This is a genomic window from uncultured Sphingopyxis sp. (assembly GCF_900078365.1).
Lineage (GTDB): Bacteria > Pseudomonadota > Alphaproteobacteria > Sphingomonadales > Sphingomonadaceae > Sphingopyxis.
The window spans coordinates 1,430,405-1,450,103 of record NZ_LT598653.1 but is presented as its reverse complement, the minus strand read 5'-3'; the positions used below and the strand labels follow the sequence as shown (position 1 = coordinate 1,450,103).

At 65.6% G+C, this 19,699-nt stretch carries 17 protein-coding genes and 1 tRNA gene; 9 read left to right on the top strand and 9 right to left on the bottom strand.

Going from position 1 to position 19,699, the window contains the following annotated elements; genetic code table 11:
- Nucleotides 1-286: 286 nt before the first annotated feature.
- Nucleotides 287-1,999 carry a 30S ribosomal protein S1 gene (gene rpsA / locus QZL87_RS06510; protein WP_295325579.1) on the top strand — a complete coding sequence of 571 codons (1,713 nt, stop codon included), beginning with the start codon at nt 287-289 and terminating at the stop codon, nt 1,997-1,999.
- Nucleotides 2,000-2,203: 204 nt separating this feature from the next.
- Complete coding sequence (locus QZL87_RS06505) at nt 2,204-2,482, top strand: integration host factor subunit beta (RefSeq protein WP_136174145.1); 279 nt, start codon at nt 2,204-2,206, stop codon at nt 2,480-2,482.
- Between the two features lie 126 nt (nt 2,483-2,608).
- Here the strand turns inward: QZL87_RS06505 and QZL87_RS06500 are convergent, their stop codons facing one another.
- Nucleotides 2,609-3,376, bottom strand: a complete 768-nt coding sequence (locus QZL87_RS06500; RefSeq protein ID WP_295325576.1) for an ABC transporter permease — start codon at nt 3,374-3,376, stop codon at nt 2,609-2,611.
- The gene (locus tag QZL87_RS06495; RefSeq protein WP_295325573.1) at nt 3,373-4,356 is read right to left on the bottom strand and encodes an ABC transporter ATP-binding protein; all 984 of its coding nucleotides are present in this window, start codon (nt 4,354-4,356) and stop codon (nt 3,373-3,375) included. Before QZL87_RS06495 ends, QZL87_RS06500 begins: the two co-directional genes overlap by 4 nt.
- 87 nt (nt 4,357-4,443) lie before the next feature.
- On the opposite strand from QZL87_RS06495, the gene QZL87_RS06490 reads away from it, so the two are divergent.
- The 5 genes from QZL87_RS06490 to QZL87_RS06470 all read left to right on the top strand — a co-directional run bounded on the left by QZL87_RS06490 (nt 4,444) and on the right by QZL87_RS06470 (nt 10,321).
- A tRNA-Leu gene (locus tag QZL87_RS06490) sits at nt 4,444-4,529 on the top strand.
- 80 nt (nt 4,530-4,609) lie between these two features.
- Nucleotides 4,610-5,941, top strand: a complete 1,332-nt coding sequence (locus QZL87_RS06485) for an alpha/beta hydrolase (protein WP_295325570.1) — start codon at nt 4,610-4,612, stop codon at nt 5,939-5,941.
- A 105-nt stretch (nt 5,942-6,046) separates the two neighbouring features.
- A complete protein-coding gene (locus QZL87_RS06480; RefSeq protein ID WP_295325567.1) occupies nt 6,047-7,573 on the top strand; it encodes an ABC transporter substrate-binding protein in 1,527 nt (508 codons plus the stop codon).
- A gap of 42 nt (nt 7,574-7,615) precedes the next feature.
- Nucleotides 7,616-8,038, top strand: coding sequence for a DUF4112 domain-containing protein (locus QZL87_RS06475; RefSeq protein ID WP_295325564.1), 423 nt, complete (start codon nt 7,616-7,618; stop codon nt 8,036-8,038).
- Nucleotides 8,039-8,209: 171 nt separating this feature from the next.
- A complete protein-coding gene (locus QZL87_RS06470) occupies nt 8,210-10,321 on the top strand; it encodes a prolyl oligopeptidase family serine peptidase (protein WP_295325562.1) in 2,112 nt (703 codons plus the stop codon).
- Nucleotides 10,322-10,452: 131 nt separating this feature from the next.
- Here the strand turns inward: QZL87_RS06470 and QZL87_RS06465 are convergent, their stop codons facing one another.
- The 7 genes from QZL87_RS06465 to cyoA are packed head-to-tail and all read right to left on the bottom strand — an operon-like array spanning nt 10,453 to nt 17,209.
- Complete coding sequence (locus tag QZL87_RS06465) at nt 10,453-10,986, bottom strand: response regulator transcription factor (RefSeq protein ID WP_295325560.1); 534 nt, start codon at nt 10,984-10,986, stop codon at nt 10,453-10,455.
- A complete protein-coding gene (locus QZL87_RS06460) occupies nt 10,983-12,290 on the bottom strand; it encodes an ATP-binding protein (protein WP_295325558.1) in 1,308 nt (435 codons plus the stop codon). The genes QZL87_RS06465 and QZL87_RS06460 overlap by 4 nt, the downstream gene beginning before the upstream one ends.
- Nucleotides 12,287-12,991 (bottom strand): SURF1 family protein, encoded by a 705-nt coding sequence (locus QZL87_RS06455; RefSeq protein ID WP_295325555.1) that lies wholly within the window; start codon nt 12,989-12,991, stop codon nt 12,287-12,289. Before QZL87_RS06455 ends, QZL87_RS06460 begins: the two co-directional genes overlap by 4 nt.
- A complete protein-coding gene (gene cyoD, locus QZL87_RS06450; protein WP_295325552.1) occupies nt 12,988-13,374 on the bottom strand; it encodes a cytochrome o ubiquinol oxidase subunit IV in 387 nt (128 codons plus the stop codon). The genes QZL87_RS06455 and cyoD overlap by 4 nt, the downstream gene beginning before the upstream one ends.
- Complete coding sequence (gene cyoC / locus QZL87_RS06445; RefSeq protein WP_295325549.1) at nt 13,371-13,997, bottom strand: cytochrome o ubiquinol oxidase subunit III; 627 nt, start codon at nt 13,995-13,997, stop codon at nt 13,371-13,373. Before cyoC ends, cyoD begins: the two co-directional genes overlap by 4 nt.
- Before the next feature lie 4 nt (nt 13,998-14,001).
- Nucleotides 14,002-16,011: a cytochrome o ubiquinol oxidase subunit I gene (cyoB, locus tag QZL87_RS06440; RefSeq protein ID WP_295325545.1), complete on the bottom strand. Its 2,010-nt coding sequence runs from the start codon at nt 16,009-16,011 to the stop codon at nt 14,002-14,004.
- Between the two features lie 19 nt (nt 16,012-16,030).
- Nucleotides 16,031-17,209 carry a ubiquinol oxidase subunit II gene (gene cyoA / locus QZL87_RS06435; RefSeq protein WP_295325542.1) on the bottom strand — a complete coding sequence of 393 codons (1,179 nt, stop codon included), beginning with the start codon at nt 17,207-17,209 and terminating at the stop codon, nt 16,031-16,033.
- 169 nt (nt 17,210-17,378) lie between these two features.
- On the opposite strand from cyoA, the gene QZL87_RS06430 reads away from it, so the two are divergent.
- The gene (locus tag QZL87_RS06430; RefSeq protein ID WP_295325540.1) at nt 17,379-18,716 is read left to right on the top strand and encodes an MFS transporter; all 1,338 of its coding nucleotides are present in this window, start codon (nt 17,379-17,381) and stop codon (nt 18,714-18,716) included.
- A 49-nt stretch (nt 18,717-18,765) separates the two neighbouring features.
- Nucleotides 18,766-19,677, top strand: a complete 912-nt coding sequence (locus QZL87_RS06425) for a LysR family transcriptional regulator (protein ID WP_295325536.1) — start codon at nt 18,766-18,768, stop codon at nt 19,675-19,677.
- The last annotated feature ends 22 nt before the right edge of the window (nt 19,678-19,699 follow it).

Sequence of the window (19,699 nt, the reverse complement as noted above, 5' to 3'; positions counted from 1 at the left end):
GGTTCACGCGGAACGGCCTTTTCCCTTGCCGAGCCGCCCCCGCGCGCCTATATGCGCGCCGTCCGACGGGCGCTTTGCCGGTCGAGGCACGGATGAGCCGTCGCTTGCATGTCGAGCGCCGGGCGTGACGGGACGCACTCGTCGCGCCCTTTTTGCTTTGCCCGTGTCTCGCCTTTCGAGCGCCCCGACGATGTCCCGCCTCGCATCCGGCGGACGGGACGGATCGGCCACAAGACCAGCGGAACCAACCGCTTGGCCGGAACAAATGAAGTAAGGAAGACACTCTATGGCCTCTACGGCTTTTCCGTCGCGCGACGATTTCGCCGCGATGCTCGACGAATCGCTGGGTGGTGCTGATGGCGGCTTTGAAGGCCGCGTCGTCAAGGGCACCGTGACCGCGATCGAAAACGACCTGGCAGTGATCGACATCGGCCTGAAGAGCGAAGGCCGCGTGCCGCTTCGCGAATTCGCGATGCCGGGCCAGAAGGCCGACCTCAACGTCGGCGACGAAGTCGAAGTCTATGTCGACCGCGTCGAAAACGCCAATGGCGAAACCATGCTCTCGCGCGACCGTGCGCGCCGCGAAGCCGCCTGGGACCGCCTCGAAGAAGAATTCAACAAGGAAGCCCGCGTCGAAGGCGTCATCTTCGGCCGCGTCAAGGGCGGCTTCACCGTCGACCTCGGCGGCGCCGTGGCCTTCCTTCCGGGCAGCCAGGTCGACATCCGCCCCGTGCGCGACGTCGGCCCGCTCATGGACCTGCCGCAGCCGTTCCAGATCCTCAAGATGGATCGCCGCCGCGGCAACATCGTCGTGTCGCGCCGCGCCATCCTCGAGGAAACGCGCGCCGAACAGCGTTCGGGCCTGATCCAGAACCTCGAAGAAGGCCAGATCATCGAAGGCGCGGTCAAGAACATCACCGATTATGGTGCGTTCGTCGACCTCGGCGGCATCGACGGCCTGCTCCATGTCACCGACATGAGCTACAAGCGCGTCAACCACCCGAGCGAAGTCATCAACATCGGTGACACAGTCCGCGTCCAGATCATCCGCATCAACCGCGACACGCAGCGCATCAGCCTCGGCATGAAGCAGCTCGAAAGCGATCCGTGGGAAGGCGTCGCCGCCAAATATCCGGTCGGCGCGAAGCTCACCGGCACGGTCACGAACATCACCGATTACGGCGCGTTCGTCGAACTCGAAGCCGGCATCGAAGGCCTGGTCCACGTCAGCGAAATGTCGTGGGTCAAGAAGAACGTCCACCCCGGCAAGATCGTTTCGACGAGCCAGGAAGTCGACGTCATCGTCCTCGAAGTCGACAGCGACAAGCGCCGCATTTCGCTCGGTCTCAAGCAGGCCCAGTCGAACCCCTGGGGCGCCTTTGCGGAAGCCCACCCGGTCGGCTCGGTCGTCGAAGGCGAAGTCAAGAACGCGACCGAATTCGGTCTGTTCGTCGGCCTGCCGGGCGACGTTGACGGCATGGTCCACATGTCGGACATCGCGTGGGGCATCTCGGGCGAAGAAGCGCTGCACCTCCACCGCAAGGGCGAGAGCGTGCAGGTTGTCGTCCTCGACGTCGATGTCGAAAAGGAACGCATCAGCCTCGGCATCAAGCAGCTTGAAAAGGGCGCTCCGGCCGTCGGCGGCGGCGTCAGCGCCGCGGGTTCGGTGAAGAAAAACGACATCGTCACCGTCACGGTCCTCGAAGTCCGCGACAATGGCCTCGAAGTGCAGGCCGGCGAAGATGGCGCCACCGGCTTCATCAAGCGCGCCGACCTTGGCCGCGACCGCGACGAACAGCGCGCCGAACGCTATCAGGTCGGCCAGAAGTTCGACGCGATGGTCATCGGTTTCGACCGTTCGAAAAAGCCGAACTTCTCGGTCAAGGCGATGCAGATCGCCGAAGAGAAGGAAGCCGTCGCGCAGTACGGCTCGTCGGACTCGGGTGCGTCGCTTGGCGACATCCTCGGCGAAGCGCTGAAGGCCGGCAAGAAGGACTGATCCTCCTTCTCGCCGTCAGGCAACAGAAAAGGCCCGCAGAGTGTCCCTCTGCGGGCCTTTTTCTTGTCGTGATATATTTTTGACCGGACCGCGATTCGTGATACCTTAGCGGACGCGTTGGGAGGGGTCTCACGCACCATGGGCCGGCAACGACCGGAACCTCGCTTCGGCGGGGAATGCGTGACTGTATATTAGGGGAAGCACATGATCCGGTCAGAACTGGTTCAAAAGATCGCGAGCGAAAACAGCGATTTGCGGCTCGAGGAAGTCGAGCGCATCGTCGACACCTTCTTCGATTCCATCGTCGATCAGCTCGCGGCGGGCGGCCGCGTCGAACTGCGCGGCTTCGGCGCCTTCTCGACCCGCGCGCGCGAATCGCGCACCGGCCGCAACCCCCGCACCGGGGCGGCCGTCGACGTGAAGGCGAAAAACGTGCCCTATTTCAAACCGGGCAAGGAAATGCGCGAGCGGCTGAACAGCTGAGCTTCAATCACTTGCACCGATCTCGTCATTGCGAGGAGCCGAAGGCGACGCGGCAATCCAGAGGTGCGTAAACCGCCCTGGATTGCTTCGCTACGCTCGCAATGACGTTATTTCTTTGCTCGGCGCTCAATTCTTCAGCCGATACCCCGTCCGGAACACCCAGAAGATCACGCCGAGGCATAGCGCCAGGAAGAGCGTGACCGCGCCCATGCTGACCTCGATCCCGACGTCGCCCTTGCCGAAGAAGGTCCAGCGGAAGCCGCTGATCAGATAGACGACGGGATTGAACAGCGTCACCGTCCGCCACGCGGCGGGCAGCATGTCGAGCGAGTAGAAGGCGCCGCCTAAAAAGGTCAGCGGATAGATGACGAGCATCGGGATGACCTGAAGCTGCTCGAAGCTTTGCGCCCAGATGCCGATGATGAAGCCGAACAGGCAAAAGGTCACCGCCATCAGGACCATGAAGGCGGCCATCAGCAGCGGGTGCGCGACCTGCACATCGACGAACAGGTGCGCGGTCGCAAAGATGATCGAACCGATGACCACCGACTTTGTCGCCGCCGCGCCGACATAAGCGATCACGGTCTCCAGCGGCGACAGCGGCGCCGACAGCATTTCGTAGATCGTCCCCGTCCATTTGGGCATATAGATGCCGAACGACGCGTTGCTGATGCTTTCGGTGAACATCGTCAGCATCATCAGCCCGGGGACAATGAAGGCGCCATAGGGGACGTCGCTGACCTCGGCCATCCGGCTGCCGATCGCCGATCCGAAGACGACGAAATAGAGCGCGGTGGTGATCACCGGCAGCATCAGGCTGGTCCAGAAGGTGCGCCCGAAGCGCGCCATTTCGAAAGCGTAGATCGCGCGCACGCCGCGCCAGTTCGCGGTCATGCGGCTTCTCCTTTCGCACCGTTCGATTCATGCACCAGCCCCACGAAAATATCCTCGAGCGAGCTTTGCCTTGTGTGCAGATCCTTGAACTGCACCCCGATGTCGGTCATCCGCCGCAGCAGCGAGGGCACGCCGGTCGCTTCGGCGCGGCTGTCGAATTCATAGACCAGCTCATTGCCCTCGCCCGCCAGTTCGAGCTTCCACTGCGCCAGTTCATCGGGGATCGCCGTCAACGGATCGACGAGATTGAGCGTCAGCGTCTTGCGCCCGAGTTTCTTGATCAGTTCATCCTTCTGCTCGACCAGAATCAGCCGCCCGCCGGTGATCACCCCGACGCGGTCGGCCATTTCCTCGGCCTCCTCGATATAATGGGTGGTGAGGATGATCGTGACCCCGCGTTCGCGCAAGGACCGCACCATGTTCCACATGTCGCGGCGCAGTTCGACGTCGACGCCCGCGGTCGGTTCGTCGAGAAACAGGATTTCGGGTTCGTGGGAGAGCGCCTTCGCGATCATCACGCGGCGCTTCATGCCGCCCGACAATTCCATGATCTTCGACGCGCGCTTGTCCCACAGCGACAGGTCCTTGAGCAATTGTTCGATGAACGCCGGGTCCTTGGGCTTGCCGAACAGGCCGCGCGAAAAACTCACCGTCGCCAGCACCGTTTCGAACGCATCGGTGTGCAGTTCCTGCGGCACCAGCCCGATCAGCGAGCGCGCCGCGCGGTAATCGCGGGCATGATCATGTCCGCCGACGGTCACCGTTCCCGCGCTCGGCGTGACGATGCCGCAGACGATGCTGATCATCAACGGCGCGGGCAAGACCAGCAACATCAGAATGGTGGTGGTCTTGCCCGCGCCGTTCGGCCCGAGCAGCGCGAAAATCTCGCCCTTGTTGATCGATAGGTCGACGTCGCTCAGTGCTTTGTGACCGCTCTTATAGGTTTTTCCGAGGCCGGAAATCTGGAGAACCACTGTCATGCCATGCGTTTAGCCGAGCCGCCGCATCGCGTGAAGCGCCAAACATCGCTTGACCTCCACCGGCCCATCGGCTTGACCAAACCCCGCGCGGACGTGGCGAAATCGGTAGACGCAGCAGACTTAAAATCTGCCGGCCTAGTGTCATGCGGGTTCAAGTCCCGCCGTCCGCACCATGATGAACCCAACGGGAAGCGCATCCTTGCCTATCTTTCGCATCTTTCGGGTGAGAGACCTCATGCTGGCAGTCCAATCCATGCTTCGCGGCAACCCCATTCCCCGGCATCTGGCCGCCCTGATCGCCGCCTTGCTCGTCGCAGCCCCGGCCGCCGCGGCCGAAACCGACTGCGCCCAAGGTGCCTATCGTCTGTCCGACGGCAGCGTCATCGATGTCGCCGCGGCCAGCGAAGGCGCGCTGCGCTGGCGCGGCTTCGACGGGGCGAGCGGCGAGTTGAAACGCGATGGCGATCACTGGGCCGGCACCGCCGGCTGGACGGGGCGCCCCGACGGGCTGACGGTCCGGTTCGACTGCGCCGCAAAGACGATGCAGTTCGGCGAGCGCGTCGGGCGTCAAATCCCGCTCGAAACGCGCGAGACCAGCTTCACCAGCCACGGCACCCGCCTCGCCGGCCGGCTGGTGATGCCGCCCGGCGACGGCCCCGTCCCGATCGTCGTGCTGCTTCACGGCGCGGAGTTCACCTCGGCGCGCGATACCAATGCGCTGCAGCGCATGCTTCCCGCCGCGGGCATCGGCGCCTTCGTCTATGACAAGCGCGGCACCGGCGCGTCGGGCGACAAATATACACAGGTTTTTTCTCTGCTCGCCGACGACGCCGTCGCCGCGCTCGCCGAGACGCGGCGGATGGCTGGCGCGCGCGGCGCGCGCTTCGGCTTTCAGGGGCCGAGCCAGGGCGGCTGGATCGCGCCGCTCGCGGCGACGCGGACGCAGGTCGACTTCCTGATCGTCAGCTTCGGCCTCGCGGTGTCGGTCGCCGACGAGGATCGCGAAGCCATCGCCTTTCAGATGGGGCTCAAGGGCTATGGCCCCGACGTGATCGCCAAGGCGCAGGAAATCGGCGCCGCGACGACCCGCATCTTCGCAAGCGGGATGACCGACGGGATCGAGGAACTCGATGCGGTACGCGCACGCTATCGCGACGAGCCGTGGTACAAGGATGTCTACGGCAATTACACCCACCTTATCCTCGGCATGACCGCCGAAGAGATCCGGACCAAGGGGCAGGTCTATCGGTTCGGCACTCCCGTCCACTACGACCCGATGCCGACGCTCCGCGCGGTGGGCGTGCCGCAGCTCTGGGCGCTCGGCGGGCAGGATATCGATGCGCCGGCCGGCGAGACCGCGCGGCGGATCAAGGGCCTGATCGCCGCAGGCCGGCCGATCACCCTCGCCGTCTTTCCCAAGGCCGAACATGGCATGACCGAATTCGAGACCGCGCCCGACGGATCGCGCGTGTCGACCCGCTTCACCCCCGGCTATTTCCGGTTGCTGATCGACTATGCCAAGGGTGCGCCCCTCGCTCCCGCCTATGGCGACGCCGAAATAACCCGCCCGGCAACGAAGAAGTGACGCCCGGCGTTCGAGCTTTTCCCTTAATCGGCGCCGGCTCCTTTCGTGAGTGAGCGGTCCGGATCGCCCCTTCCGGTTTCGCCGCTTATCCCTATGATGCCTTCCATGCCGCAACATCAGGACAATCACCGGGCCAGCAAAAAGACAAGACTGCGCCGCGGCCATATCGGCGTCGCCGCTCTGATCGCCCTGACTCTCGCCGGTTGCGGTCTGTTCGGCGAGCGCGGTCCCGTGAAGATCGCCGCCATCGGCACGCTCAACACCACCGCCACCCCGCTTTCCGGCGAGCTGTCGAGCGCCAATGCCGCGCTGCTCGATGCGACCTCGCAGGGGCTCGTCAGCTATGACGGCGAGGGTCAGATCGACACGGGTCTCGCCGACCGCTGGACCGTCACCGCCGACGGGCGCAGCTATATCTTCCGCCTTCGCGAAGCCAAATGGACCAATGGCCGCAAGGTGACGGCCGAGAATGTCGCCAAGATTCTGCGCGATTATCTCGCGCCCGCCAGCCGCCACGTCCTGAAAGATGATTTTCCGGAGATCGAGACGATCAAGGCGATGACCGACGCCGTCATCGAAATCCGCCTCTCGGTGCCGCAGCCCGCGATCCTCGAGTTGCTCGCCCAGCCGTCGATGGCGATCGTCAACAGGGGCATGAGCTGGGGCCCGATGCGCGCGCGCAAGATCGGCCGCGCGGTGTTGCTCTCGCCCGTCCCGGACCCGCTCGCCGAGGATTCCGAAGCCGCCGAGGCGGCCGCCAACGACCCCGCCGCCTCGATCGAACTCGTCGGCACCTCACCCGAGGGCGCGCTCGCGCGGTTCAAGAACGGCTATGCCGACGGGGTGATCGGGGGCCGCTTTTCGACCCTGCCCTATTTCGTCGCGTCGAACATCGGCCGCTCCCGCCTCGTCGTCGATCCGGTGCCCGGTCTGTTCGGCTTGTCCTTCGTGCGTGCGGAGGGGTTCCTCGCGACCGACGTCAATCGCGGCGCGCTCGTCCGCGCGGTCCGGCGCGAGCGGCTGATCGAGGCCTTTGGTCTGACCGAATGGCAATCGCAGGTCACGCTGCGCCCCGCGCTCTACGCGCGCGACGGCGGCCCCGTGCCGCTGGTTCCCGCCTGGGCCGAGTTCGACGAAGCCTCGCGGCTCGCCCAGGCGAAACGCGTCGTCGATGCGTGGCGCGCCGCGGGGCGCGAGATCGAGCCGCTGCGCATCGCGGTTCCGGACACCCCGGGCGGGCGCATCCTGTTCGCTTATGTCGCGGCCGACTTCAAAGCGATCGGCGTGCCGAGCCGCCGCGTCGCCATGGCGTCGACCGCCGACCTGCGCCTGATCGACGAGGTCGCGCCGAACGACGATCCGATATGGGCGCTCCGCCGCCTGTCGTGCCGGCGCGATACGCTGTGCAACCGCGAAGCGCAGGATCTGATCGCGCTGGCGACCGCCAATATCGACACCGGCCAGCGCCGCCAGCAGATCGGCGAGGCCGAGGCGGTGCTGGTGCGCTACGCCCCCTTCATCCCGATCGCGACGCCGCTGCGCTGGTCGGTCGCCTCGCAGCGTCTGACGGGCCTGCGCGCCAACGGCCGCGCGCAGCACCCATTGAATCATCTGATCGCCATACCCAACTAATACAGTGGCGCCGCAAGTCCGGGCGCTTTTGAAAGGACCCCGATGGCCCCTTCGAGCCCAAATCCCGACGCAATCTTCGATGCGCTCATTCAAAACCGGACCGACCCCGCCGCGCTGCGCAAGCGCGTCGAGACGCTCGAAATCCTGCTCGAACGCAGCTTCGTCATTCCCGGCATCAACCGCCCTGTCGGCCTCGACGCGATCGTCGGGCTGGTCCCCGTCGTCGGCGACGTGATCGCCGCGACGATGGGCGCCTATCTCATCTGGGAAGCGCGCAACCTCGGCATGCCGAAATGGAAGATCTGGCGCATGATCGGCAATCTCGGCGTCGATACCGCGCTCGGCGCGGTCCCGCTCGTCGGCGATGCCTTCGACTTCTTCTTCCGCTCGAACACGCGGAACCTCAAGATCATCAAGAAGCATCTCGACAAGCATCATCCGGGCACGATCATCATCGACCAGTGATTTCCCGTCATTGCGAGGAGCGAAGCGACGCGGCAATCCAGAGTCGCGCGAGGCCGCCCTGGATTGCTTCGCTACGCTCGCAATGACGATGGTTGCATTGGCAACCGCCCTTCCCCTCCGGTGTGTAATGCTGCTAGCACAGCGCCACCACACCCCAGGGGAGATTTCCGAATGATCCGCGCCAGCTTCGTCGCGCTTGCCCTCAGCTGTTCCTTCGCCGCCGTGGCCGCCGCCGCGCCGCAGGACGACGACCCTTATCTCTGGCTCGAGGACATCGAAGGCGCGAAGGCGCTCGACTGGGTCAAAAAGGAAAATGCGGCGACCGACAGGCTGATCACCACCCGCCCGGGCTTCGAGGCCGATCGCAAGCGCGCGCGCGCCATCCTCGACGACGACCGGCAGATCGCGATGCCCGGCGAGGTGATGGGCGATACGATCACCAATTTCTGGCGCGACGCGGCCAATCCGCGCGGGCTGTGGCGGCAAAGCCCGCTCGACGCCTATCTTGCGGGCAAGCCCGAATGGACGACGCTGATCGACGTCGATGCGCTCGGCAAGGCCGAGAAGCAAAGCTGGGTCTGGCACGGCGCCGACTGCCTCGCGCCCGATTACAAACGCTGCCTCGTCTCGCTGAGCCCCGGCGGCACCGATGCCGACATCGTCCGCGAATGGGACCGGACGACCAAAAGCTTCGTCGACGGCGGCTTCGCCCTGCCGCAGGCGAAGAGCAGCGTGACGTGGGAGGGCGCCGACACATTGCTCGTCGCGACCGACTATGGCGAAGGCAGCATGACCGCGTCGGGCTATCCGCGCATCGTCAAGCGGTGGAAACGCGGCACGCCGCTGTCGGCCGCCGAAACGCTGGCCGAGGGCGAGCATGAGGATGTCGGGATGAACGTCTTCGCGCTCGTCGACGGCGACAAACGCTGGCCGATGATCAGCCGCGGCAAGACCTTCTACACCGCCGACATCAAACTGCCGAACATCGACGCCTCGCGCTATATTTCGACGATCATCCCCGACACCGCGAGCATCCGCGACGTCGTCGACGGACAGCTGATCATCTTCCTCAATCAGGACTGGGCGAACATTCCCGCCGGCTCGCTCGTCTCGCTGTCGCTCGAGGATATGTCGGCCGATCGCAAGGTGCCGATCGTCACCGCGATGACGCCGACGAAGGCGCAGGCGATCGAGAATGTTTCGGCAACCGACAATATCCTGTGGGTCAAGGCGCTCGACGATGTCGAGGGCAAGCTCTTTGCGCTGCGCCGCGATTCCACGACCGGCAAATGGAACCAGAAGGCGGTTCCGCTCGCCGAGAAGGCGACGGTGACGATCGCCGGCACGATCGGCAAGCGCGACATCGTGCTCGCGACCGCCGAGACGATGCTGACGCCGCCGACGCTCTATGCCGTGGCCGAAGACGGCGCGCCGAAAGCGGTGCAGAGCCTTCCCGCGACCTTCGACGCGAAGGACATGACCGTCGAAAAGCGGTTCGCGACGTCGAAGGACGGCACCAAAATCCCCTATTTCCTCGTTCGCAAGAAGGGCGCGACGGGGCCGGTCCCCGCGCTGATCCACGCCTATGGCGGCTTCCGCGCCGCGCAGACGCCGGGCTATCTGACCGGCCAGCCCTATCGCGCCGGACCGCTCGGGCTGTTCTGGGTCGAAGACGGCAATGCCTATGTCCTCGCCAATATCCGCGGCGGCGGCGAATATGGCCCCGCCTGGCATCAGGCGGCGCTGCGCGAAAAACGCCAGAACAGCTTCGACGACCTGCACGCGGTTGCCGAGGATCTGGTCAAGGCCGGGGTCAGCGCGAAGGGCAGGATCGCGATCTCGGGCCGCTCGAACGGCGGCGTGCTCGTCGGCGCGGCGATGACGCAGCGCCCCGACCTTTACGGCGCGGTGATCTCGGGCTCGCCGATCAAGGATATGTGGCGGTATGACAAGATGCTCGCGGGCGCCTCATGGGTCGCCGAATATGGCGACCCCGACGTGCCCGGGGATTGGGCCTTCCTGTCGAAATATTCGCCCTATCACAACATCCGCAAGGGCGTGACCTATCCGCCGATCTTCCTCTACCTGTCGACCAAGGACGACCGCGTCCACCCCGGCCATGCGCGCAAATTCGCCGCGCGGCTGATGGAGAACGGCAACCGCGTCTATTATCACGAATATATCGAAGGCGGCCATTCGGTCGGCGCCGACCATGCCGAGGACGCGGTGCGCGCCGCGATGCTCCACGGCTTCCTGCAGCGCGAGCTGGTGGAGAAGAAGTAGCGCCGGGTCATCCCGAGATGGGTGTCCCCCCCGTCATCCCGGCGAAGGCCGGGATCTCGCCGGTGCGTAAGGACGAGACGGTGAGATCCCGGCCTTCGCCGGGATGACGATAAGGCTGACATTGCCCTGGCCTAGCGAATCTGCCTTTTCTCCAGCTTCCGCGCCAGCGTCCGCCGGTGCATTCCCAGCCGGCGCGCGGTTTCCGATATGTTGAAGTCGGTCTCGACCAGCGTCTGGTGGATATGCTCCCACTCGACCGTCTTGATCGACGAAGGGCGCGCATCGAGCGGGGTTTCGGCATTGCCTTCCGACCGCTCGAACGCGGCCTCTATATCGTCGGTGTTCGACGGCTTGGCGAGATAATAGGAGGCGCCGAGCTTGATCGCTTCGACCGCGGTCGCGATGCTCGCAAAGCCGGTGAGCACGACGATCTTCATCGCCGGATCGAGCGCGCGCAGCGTCTGGACGCACGCGAGCCCCGATGCGCCGCCAAGCTTGAGGTCGACGACCGCATAGCCCGGCCGGAATGTCCGCAAAATTTCGTCCATCGCCTCGGGGCTGTGCGCAACCTCGACGGCATAGCCGCGCCGCTCGAACGAGCGTTTCAGCGTGCGGGCAAAGGCCTCGTCGTCCTCGACGATCAGCAAATGGCGCGTCTCGATCATGCCTTTTCTCCACTCGGCGGAGCGAGCGCCGAAATCGGCAGGAATATCCTGACCAGCGCGCCGCCCGCATCGCGATTGGCGACGCTGGCGCCACCGCCCAGCTTGCGCAGCACATTGACGAGCAGGAACAGCCCGAGCCCGCCACCGGGCCGTCCCTTGGTCGAGCGATAGGGCTGGCCGAAATTCTCGAGCATCTCAGGGCTGAAGCCCGGCCCGCGGTCGGCGATCTCGATCACCAGCATGTCGCCGTCGCGTGAGGTGGTGAAGCTGGTCCAGTCGGGAGACACCTCGGCCGCATTGTCGAGGACGTTGCCGATCACCTGCCGCAGCGCCGGGTCCGACACGATCGCGACGTCGGCGCCGAAACGGTCGTTGAATTCGATCGTGCCCGGGCGGCGCACCGCACGCGTATGTGCGACGATCTCGTTGAACGCCGCACGGATCGTGGTGAGCCGCGGTGCTTCGCCGCGCGCCTCGCCCGCCGACATCAAAATGCCGCTGACGATCGCCTTGCAGCGTTGCACCGCCGCATCCATGTCGGCGAGGTCTTCCTGCAATTCGCGGTCGTCCTTCAGCCGCGGCGCCGCCTGCCAGTCGCCGATCAGCACCGACAAGGTCGACAGCGGCGTGCCGAGTTCGTGCGCCGCGCCCGACGCGAGCAGCCCCATGCGCACGATATGATCCTCCTCGGCGGCGCGCTGACGACTGGCGGCGAGCGCCGCGTCGCTGTCGCGCAGATTGCGGCTGATCCGCGTGACGAAGGCGACCAGCAGCACCGCGATCAGCAGGAAGCAGACGAAGCTGCCCTGCAGATAGAGCTTCATCGGGTCGGCGGCGTAGGGGGGCGGCAGCAGGAGCGGCGTCGGATCGACGCGCAGCGCCGCGAGCGCGGCGAGCGCGGCCGCGACGATCGCCCATGACGAGCGCGGCGTGAGCAGGATCGCACCGATCACGACCTGGAGCAGGAAGAGCGAGGCGAAGGGATTGGCAAGCCCGCCGCTATGATGCAGCTGCCAGCCGAGCGCCGCGACGTCGAACAGCAACGCCGCGGTGAGTTCGGCGTTGGTCACCCCGCGGCCGCGGCGGAGCAGCGCGGCGCTCGCGAAATTGATCGCGATCAGCACGAGGATCGCCGCGAGCAAGGGCGCGCGCGGCAGCGAAATCCCCATCGGCCCGCTGACGATCCCGATCGTCGCGAGCTGTCCGCCGACCGCGAGCCAGCGCAGCTGGATCAGCAGCGTCATGTTGCGGCGGCCCGCGGGGGCTCTCGCGGGTGCGGCGGGCAGGATCGCCGGGTCGGTCATCGATCCCGGATACGCCAGAGCCGCCACGCAAAAAAGAGGCTGAGCGCAGCGAGCGCGAACCAGGTCAACGCATAGACCAGATGATGGTCGCGAAAACGCACCACCGTGAGTCCGCCGACCGGATAGCCGCCGGGGTTGGGCGTCGCGTCGGCATCGACGAAATAGGGCGCGGTCCGGCCGAGCCCCCGCGCCTTCGCGATAGCCGCGACGTCGCGCGAGAACCAGCGGTCCGCCGCCGGATCGTTCGAGCGCAGGAACGCCCCGCCGGGCTCGGTCACGCGCAAGAGGCCGGTCACCGTCGCCGGCCCCGCGGCATTGCCCGCCGCGCGCGTCTTCGCCTCGCGCCGCTCATTGGGCACGAAGCCGCGATTGACGAGCAGGGTGAAGCCGGGGGTTTCGAGCGGCGTCACCACCCAATAGCCCGCGCCGCGCCCGGTCACCGCCTGCACCAGCGTCTCGCGGTCGTGCCGGAACCTTCCCGACGCGGTGACGCGCCGATAGGCATCGTCCTTCGCATTGACCGCATCCCACCGATCCGGCCCCGGCGCCGCGATGGGCGGTGCATGGATGCGTGCATCGACCGCGGCGATCAGCTCATGCTTCCAGGCGCGCCGCTCGACCTGCCAGACGCCGAGCGCCGCGAGGCCGAGCGCCGCGATCAGCGCCGCCGCGGCAAAAACCGCGCGGCGGGTCGGTCTCAAAGCACCTGGCCCGTAACCTGACTGGTCGGCTCGTGCGGCATCGGCATCATGTTGGTGTTGAGATGGTGCATCACCCACAGCGAGCCCGCGAGCATGATCCCCACGACGATGATCGTGAAGACGAGCGAGGTCAGCGACCAGCCGCCCTCGGCCTTCGGCGTCATGTGGAGGAAGAAGATCATGTGGACGACGATCTGCACCACCGCGAAACCCATGATGATCGCGCCCGTCGCGGCCGCGCTCAGCGGCATCGTCATCACCAGCCAGAAAGGAATGGCGGTCAGGATCACCGACAGCAGGAAGCCGATGACATAGTCGCGCATCGACGCGTGCGGCATCTCGATCTCGTGGTGCGCGTCGTGCGCGTGCGTATCGTGGCTCACCGCAGCACTCCCATCAGATAGACAAAGGTAAAGACGCCGATCCACACGACGTCGAGGAAGTGCCAGAACATCGAAAGGCACATCACGCGGCGCTTGTTCGCGGCAATCAGTCCGTGCTTCGACAGCTGAAACATCAAAGTGACCAGCCAGACGATGCCGAAGGTGACGTGCAGCCCGTGCGTGCCGACGAGCGTGAAGAAGCTCGACAGAAAGGCGCTGCGCTGCGGGCCCGCGCCGATCTCGATCAGATGGTGGAATTCGTAAAGCTCGATCCCGAGGAAGGCGAGCCCGAACAGACCGGTGACCGCGAGCCAGAGCTGGACGCCCCGCACTCTGCCCTGCTGCATCTGGAGCACCGCGAAGCCATAGGTGATCGACGAAAAGAGCAGCATCGCGGTGTTGAGCGCGATGAGTTTCAGGTCGAACAGGTCCTTCGGCGCAGGACCCGCGGCATAGCTGCCGCCGAGCACGGCGTAGCAGGCGAAAAGGATCGCGAAGATGAGGCAGTCGCTCATCAGATAGATCCAGAAGCCCAGCATCGTGCTGTGCCCCTCGGGATGCGCATGCTCGTCGAGGTCGTAGAAGGCGACGGGCTCGTCGGCGGTCATGGTCTTGGCACTCATCGGATCAGGCTCCGGCCGCCAGCTGGCGGGTGCGCGCTTCCTCGACCGCGGTGACCGTCGCCGCCGGAATGTCGAAATCGCGCTTGTAGTTGAAGGTGTGGATGATCGCGGCGGCGATCACCGCGACGAAGCTCGCCGCGACGAGCCACCAGATGTGCCAGACGAGCGCGAAGCCCATGACAAGGCAGATACCCGACAGGATCATCCCCGCGCCGGTGTTGCTCGGCATGTGAATGTCGCGATAGCCGTTCACCGGCCGCTGATGTCCGCGCTTCTTCATGTCGTACCAGGCGTCGAGGTCGTGGATCACCGGCGTGAAGGCGAAATTATAGTCGGGCGGCGGCGAGCTGGTCGCCCATTCGAGCGTGCGGCCGTCCCACGGATCGCCGCTTTCGTCGCGCAGCTCCTTGCGGCGCCAAATGCTCACCGCGAACTGGACCAGCATCGCGCCGATGCCCGCCGCGATGATCGCCGCGCCGATGCCGGCGATCACGAACCATATCTGCAGGCTCGGGTCGTCGAACACGCGCATCCGCCGCGTCACGCCCATCAGGCCGAGGATATAGAGCGGCGTGAAAGCGACCCAGAAGCCGACGACCCAGCACCAGAAGCTGATCTTGCCCCAGAAAACGTCGAGCTTGAAGCCGAAGGCCTTGGGCCACCAATAGTTGATCGCCGCGAACAGCCCGAACAGGACGCCGCCGATGATCACATTATGGAAATGCGCGATCAGGAACAGCGAATTGTGGAGCACGAAGTCGGCGGGCGGCACCGCGAGCAGCACGCCGGTCATGCCGCCGATGACGAAGGTCAGCATGAAGGCGACCGTCCACATCATCGGCAGTTCGAAGCGGATGCGGCCCCGATACATGGTGAAGAGCCAGTTGAAGAGCTTGGCCCCGGTCGGGATCGAGATCACCATCGTCGTGATGCCGAAGAAGCTGTTGACGCTCGCCCCCGACCCCATGGTGAAGAAGTGGTGCAGCCACACGATGTACGACAATATGGTGATGCACACCGTCGCATAGACCATCGAGGTATAGCCGAACAGCGGTTTCTTGGAGTAGGTGGCCACGATTTCCGAGAACGCGCCGAAGCAGGGCAGGATCAGGATGTACACCTCGGGGTGGCCCCAGATCCAGATCAGGTTCACATACATCATCGGCGATCCGCCGAGATCGTTGGTGAAGAAATTGGTCCCGACATAGCGGTCGAGGCTCAAAAGCACGAGCGTCGCGGTCAGGATCGGGAAGCTCGCGACGATCAGGATGTTCGAGCAGAGCGAGGTCCAGGTGAAGACGGGCATCTTCATCAGCCCCATGCCCGGCGCGCGCAGCTTCAGGATCGTGACGATCAGGTTGATGCCCGACAAGGTGGTGCCGACGCCGGCTATCTGGAGGCCCCATATATAATAGTCGACGCCGACATTGGGGCTGTAAGCGATTCCCGATAGCGGCGGATAGGCCAGCCAGCCGGTCTGGGCATATTCGCCGACGAACAGCGAGATCATCGTCAGCACCGCGCCCGACGTCGTCATCCAGAAGCTGAAATTGTTGAGGAAGGGAAAGCTGACGTCGCGCGCACCGATCTGGAGCGGGACGATATAGTTCATGATCCCGGTGATGAACGGCATCGCGACGAAGAAGATCATGATCACGCCGTGCGCGGTGAACACCTGGTCATAATGGTGCGGGGTCAGATAACCTTCGGACCCGCCGAACGCCATCGCCTGCTGCAGCCGCATCATGATCGCGTCGGCGAAGCCGCGCAGGAACATGATGAGCCCCAGGATCATGTACATGATCCCGATGCGCTTGTGGTCGACGGTGGTGAACCACTCCTTCCACAAATAGCCCCAGAGGCGATATTTGGTGATCAGGCCGAGCACCGCGATGCCGCCGATGACAACGCCGATGAAGGTGACGACAAGGATCGGCTCGTGCAGCGGCAGCGCCTCCATCGACAGCTTGCCGAGGATCGGACCGGTTTCGGGTGCGGGATGCGGGACAGTCATGGGGATCTCGGACTTCGGTTCAGGACATCGGGCGGACGGCGGGCGCGTTCAGCGCGGTGCGTTCGGGCTTCGCCGGAACCGGAAGCCCTTCGCCCTTCAGCTTTTCGGGCGCCACCGGCTTCGCGTCGGGACGGTCGTTCGACATCACCGGCGCGCTGCAATAGGCGGCGACATAGCGCATGCTCCAGCGTGCGGCCTCGACGGTGCCGCGCGCGGCGAACTTGTCGTAAGTCACCTGGCGGACATTGCCGATCCCCGCGATCCCCGCGCCGCCCGCGGCATCGACCGACATCATGTCGTGCATGCACATCTTGCCGGGCTCGACGCACATGTTGACGACCGCGTCGAACAGCTGCGGATCGCTCGCGGCGAAATGGCGGACGGGTTCCTTGTGGGTCGGCTTCTCGAGCTCGAGATAGGCGTTGCGGCTGAGGTCGCCTTCGGCCGAGGCTTTCGTCGCCGCGACCCATTTGTCGAACTCGCCCGCGGGCAGGCTCTTCACCGCGAAGCGCATGTTCGAAAAGCCCCAGCCCGAATAATTGGCCGAAAAGCCCTCAAACTCGCCGGTCTTGTCGAAGACGCCGTGCAGCTTGGTCTCCATGCCCGGCATCGCATAAATCTGCCCCGCGAGCGCCGGCACATAAAAGCTGTTCATCACCGAGGAAGAGGAGATGCGGAAGCGCACCGGCCGGTTCACCGGCAGCGCCAGCTCGTTCACCGTCGCCACGCCCTGTTCGGGATAGATGAACAGCCATTTCCAGTCGAGCGCGACGACCTGCACGTCGAGCGGCTGGACCTCGGCCGCCACCGGTTGGCCCGGGGCAGTGCGTGCGAGCGGGCGATAGGGATCGAGCAGATGCGTCGCGACCCACGTCACCGCGCCGAGGCAGATGATGATCAAGAGCGGCGCCGACCAGATGACCAATTCGAGCTGCGTCGAATGGTCCCAGTCGGGCTTGTAGGTCGCCTCCTTGTTCGACGCGCGATAGCGCCACGCGAAGAAGATCGTCAGCGCCATCACCGGCACGATGATCAGCAGCATCAACACCGTCGACAGGATGATCAGGTCGCCCTGCTGGCGCGCGACGTCGCCGGCGGGATCGAGCACGATCAGCCCGCAGCCCGACAGGAGAGGCAGCGCGGCGAGCAGCGGCACAAGCCGCAATCGGGCGAAAGAACGGGGAAGTTCAGTGGGCATGACGCGCGCCTAAGCCTCCTTTGTTGCACTGCACATAGGACATTTTGTCCAATCCCGCGACCGTCCATCATCGCGCAGGGGCATTTTCATTCCGGGCGCTTTTGCCCTATGACCGACTCGTGCCGCCGCATCTTGCGCAAGCGGAGGCTCCAGCTCAAGGATTGTTACCATGGCTGCCGACACCGTCCCCACGACCGAGGCCGAACGCGACGCCCGCGCCCTCCACGGCGCCGACGAGACCGGGGGCCACCGCATCGATCCGGCCGAGATCGCGATCGGGGTGATCATCGGGCGGACGTCGGAATTCTTCGACTTCTTCGTCTATGCCATCGCGTCGGTGCTCGTCTTTCCGAAACTCGTCTTTCCGCATCTCGACCCGCTGACGGGCACGCTCTGGTCGTTCGCGATCTTCGCCCTCGCCTTCGTTTCGCGCCCCGTCGGCACGATCATCTTCACCGCGATCGACCGCGCCTATGGCCGCGGCGCGAAGCTCACCATCGCGCTTTTCCTGCTCGGCGGGTCGACGGCGGCAATCGCCTTCCTGCCGGGCTATCATTCGGTCGGCATCGGCGCCGCGCTGCTCCTCGCGCTGTTCCGCATGGGCCAGGGCGTGGCGCTCGGCGGTTCGTGGGACGGCCTCGCCTCACTCCTCGCGATCAACGCGCCCGAAAACCGCCGCGGCTGGTATGCGATGATCCCGCAGCTCGGCGCACCGCTCGGCCTCATCGTCGCCAGCCTGCTCTTCATGTTCCTGATCTCCGCCCTCCCGGCCGAGGACTTCCTCGCCTGGGGCTGGCGCTACCCCTTCTTCGTCGCCTTCGCGATCAACGTCGTCGCGCTGTTCGCGCGGCTGCGCATCGTCGTGACCCCCGAATATGCCGAGCTGTTCGAGAATCGCGCGCTCGAGCCCGCGCCCCTGCTCGAAACGCTGCGCTCCGAATGGAAGACGATCGTCATCGGCACCTTCGCGCCGCTCGCCAGCTTCGCGATGTTCCACATGGTCACCGTCTATCCGCTGTCGTGGGTGTTCCTGTTCACCGACGAAAGCCCGGTGCGCTTCCTGGTGATCGAGGCGATCGCCGCGGTCGTCGGCGTCGCCGCGATCGTCGTGTCGGGCATCCTCGCCGACCGTGTCGGCCGCCGCACGCTTCTCGCGGTCACCGCCGCCGCCATCGCGGCGTTCAGCGGCTTCGCGCCGCAATTGCTCGACGCGGGCGAGTTTGGCGAGGCCGCGTTCATGATCCTCGGCTTCGCGCTGCTCGGCCTGTCGTTCGGTCAGTCGTCGGGGGCGCTGTCCTCGAACTTCCATCCGCGCCACCGCTACACCGGCTCGGCCTTCACCTCCGACCTCGCCTGGCTGTTCGGCGCCGGTTTCGCGCCGATGGTCGCGCTGTGGCTGTCGAGCCAATTCGGGCTGATCGCGGCGGGCGCCTATCTGCTGTCGGGCGCGCTCGGTACGCTCGTCGCGCTGTGGCTCAACCGCGAACTGGCGAGCACGATTGACTGACCGGCGCGATCGAACCGGCCGCCGCACCGGCTTCGTCTAGGAGCCGGCCTTGCGGCATCTCGCCCGGTTCGATCTCAACCTGCTGCGCATTTTCGACGCGATCTTCGCCAAGGGCGGCGTATCGGCGGCGGCGCGCCACCTCAACCTGTCGCAACCCGCGATCAGCCACGCGCTCGCGCGGCTGCGCGCGCAGTTCGACGATCCGCTCTTCGTGCGGCAGGGCAATCGCCTCGTCCCCACCTCGGCCGCGCGCGCCATCGCGGGGCCGGTGCGCGAGGCGCTGCGCGGGCTCGACGCCGCGCTCGATGCCGCGACCGCCTTCGACCCCGCGCAGACGACGCGCGAGTTCCGTATCGGGGTGCGGCTGTCGGGCGAAATGCCGCGCTTTTCCTCGCTGGTCGCGCGCGTGCGCGCCGCGGCGCCGCATGCCGCGCTCGCCAGCGTCACCTTCCGCCGCCGCGATCTGGTGACGATGCTCGCGAACGGCGATCTCGACCTCGCGCTCGATGTCGCGCTGCCCGCCGATGACCGGATGCGCCGCCACTATCTCGGCGCCGAGCCGATCGTCGTCGTCGCGCGCAAGGGGCATCCGCGCGTCGAGGGGGCGATCGACCTCGACACCTATCTGGCGCTCGACCATATCATCGCGACGGCGCGGCCCTATGGTCCGGGGATCGAGGATATGGCGCTCGACCGCATGGGCCTCGCGCGCCGCGTCGCGGTGCGCTGCCAGCATGCGATCACCGCCTGGCAGATCGTCGCCGCGTCCGACATGCTCTTCGCGCTCCCGAAATCGCACGCCGCCGTGCTCGACGCGATGTGGCCGATGCAGCTTCTCGACCTGCCGCTGCCGGTCGAGCCCGGTGGCAGCTATCTCTACTGGCACCAGGCGGCGGAGGCCGACCCCGGGCTCGGCTGGCTGCGCGGCATCATTGTCGAGGAGTTAGGCAAGCCGGCATAAGCTCCCTGTATCGTCATCCCGG

Excerpts from the sequence above, each read along its gene's own strand:
- rpsA (WP_295325579.1), top strand. The coding sequence starts at position 287 with ATGGCCTCTACGGCTTTTCCGTCGCGCGACGATTTCGCCGCGATGCTC.
- QZL87_RS06505 (WP_136174145.1), top strand. The coding sequence starts at position 2,204 with ATGATCCGGTCAGAACTGGTTCAAAAGATCGCGAGCGAAAACAGCGAT.
- QZL87_RS06500 (WP_295325576.1), bottom strand. The coding sequence starts at position 3,376 with ATGACCGCGAACTGGCGCGGCGTGCGCGCGATCTACGCTTTCGAAATG.
- QZL87_RS06495 (WP_295325573.1), bottom strand. The coding sequence starts at position 4,356 with ATGACAGTGGTTCTCCAGATTTCCGGCCTCGGAAAAACCTATAAGAGC.
- QZL87_RS06485 (WP_295325570.1), top strand. The coding sequence starts at position 4,610 with ATGCTTCGCGGCAACCCCATTCCCCGGCATCTGGCCGCCCTGATCGCC.
- QZL87_RS06480 (WP_295325567.1), top strand. The coding sequence starts at position 6,047 with ATGCCGCAACATCAGGACAATCACCGGGCCAGCAAAAAGACAAGACTG.
- QZL87_RS06475 (WP_295325564.1), top strand. The coding sequence starts at position 7,616 with ATGGCCCCTTCGAGCCCAAATCCCGACGCAATCTTCGATGCGCTCATT.
- QZL87_RS06470 (WP_295325562.1), top strand. The coding sequence starts at position 8,210 with ATGATCCGCGCCAGCTTCGTCGCGCTTGCCCTCAGCTGTTCCTTCGCC.
- QZL87_RS06465 (WP_295325560.1), bottom strand. The coding sequence starts at position 10,986 with ATGATCGAGACGCGCCATTTGCTGATCGTCGAGGACGACGAGGCCTTT.
- QZL87_RS06460 (WP_295325558.1), bottom strand. The coding sequence starts at position 12,290 with ATGACCGACCCGGCGATCCTGCCCGCCGCACCCGCGAGAGCCCCCGCG.
- cyoC (WP_295325549.1), bottom strand. The coding sequence starts at position 13,997 with ATGAGTGCCAAGACCATGACCGCCGACGAGCCCGTCGCCTTCTACGAC.
- cyoB (WP_295325545.1), bottom strand. The coding sequence starts at position 16,011 with ATGACTGTCCCGCATCCCGCACCCGAAACCGGTCCGATCCTCGGCAAG.
- cyoA (WP_295325542.1), bottom strand. The coding sequence starts at position 17,209 with ATGCCCACTGAACTTCCCCGTTCTTTCGCCCGATTGCGGCTTGTGCCG.
- QZL87_RS06430 (WP_295325540.1), top strand. The coding sequence starts at position 17,379 with ATGGCTGCCGACACCGTCCCCACGACCGAGGCCGAACGCGACGCCCGC.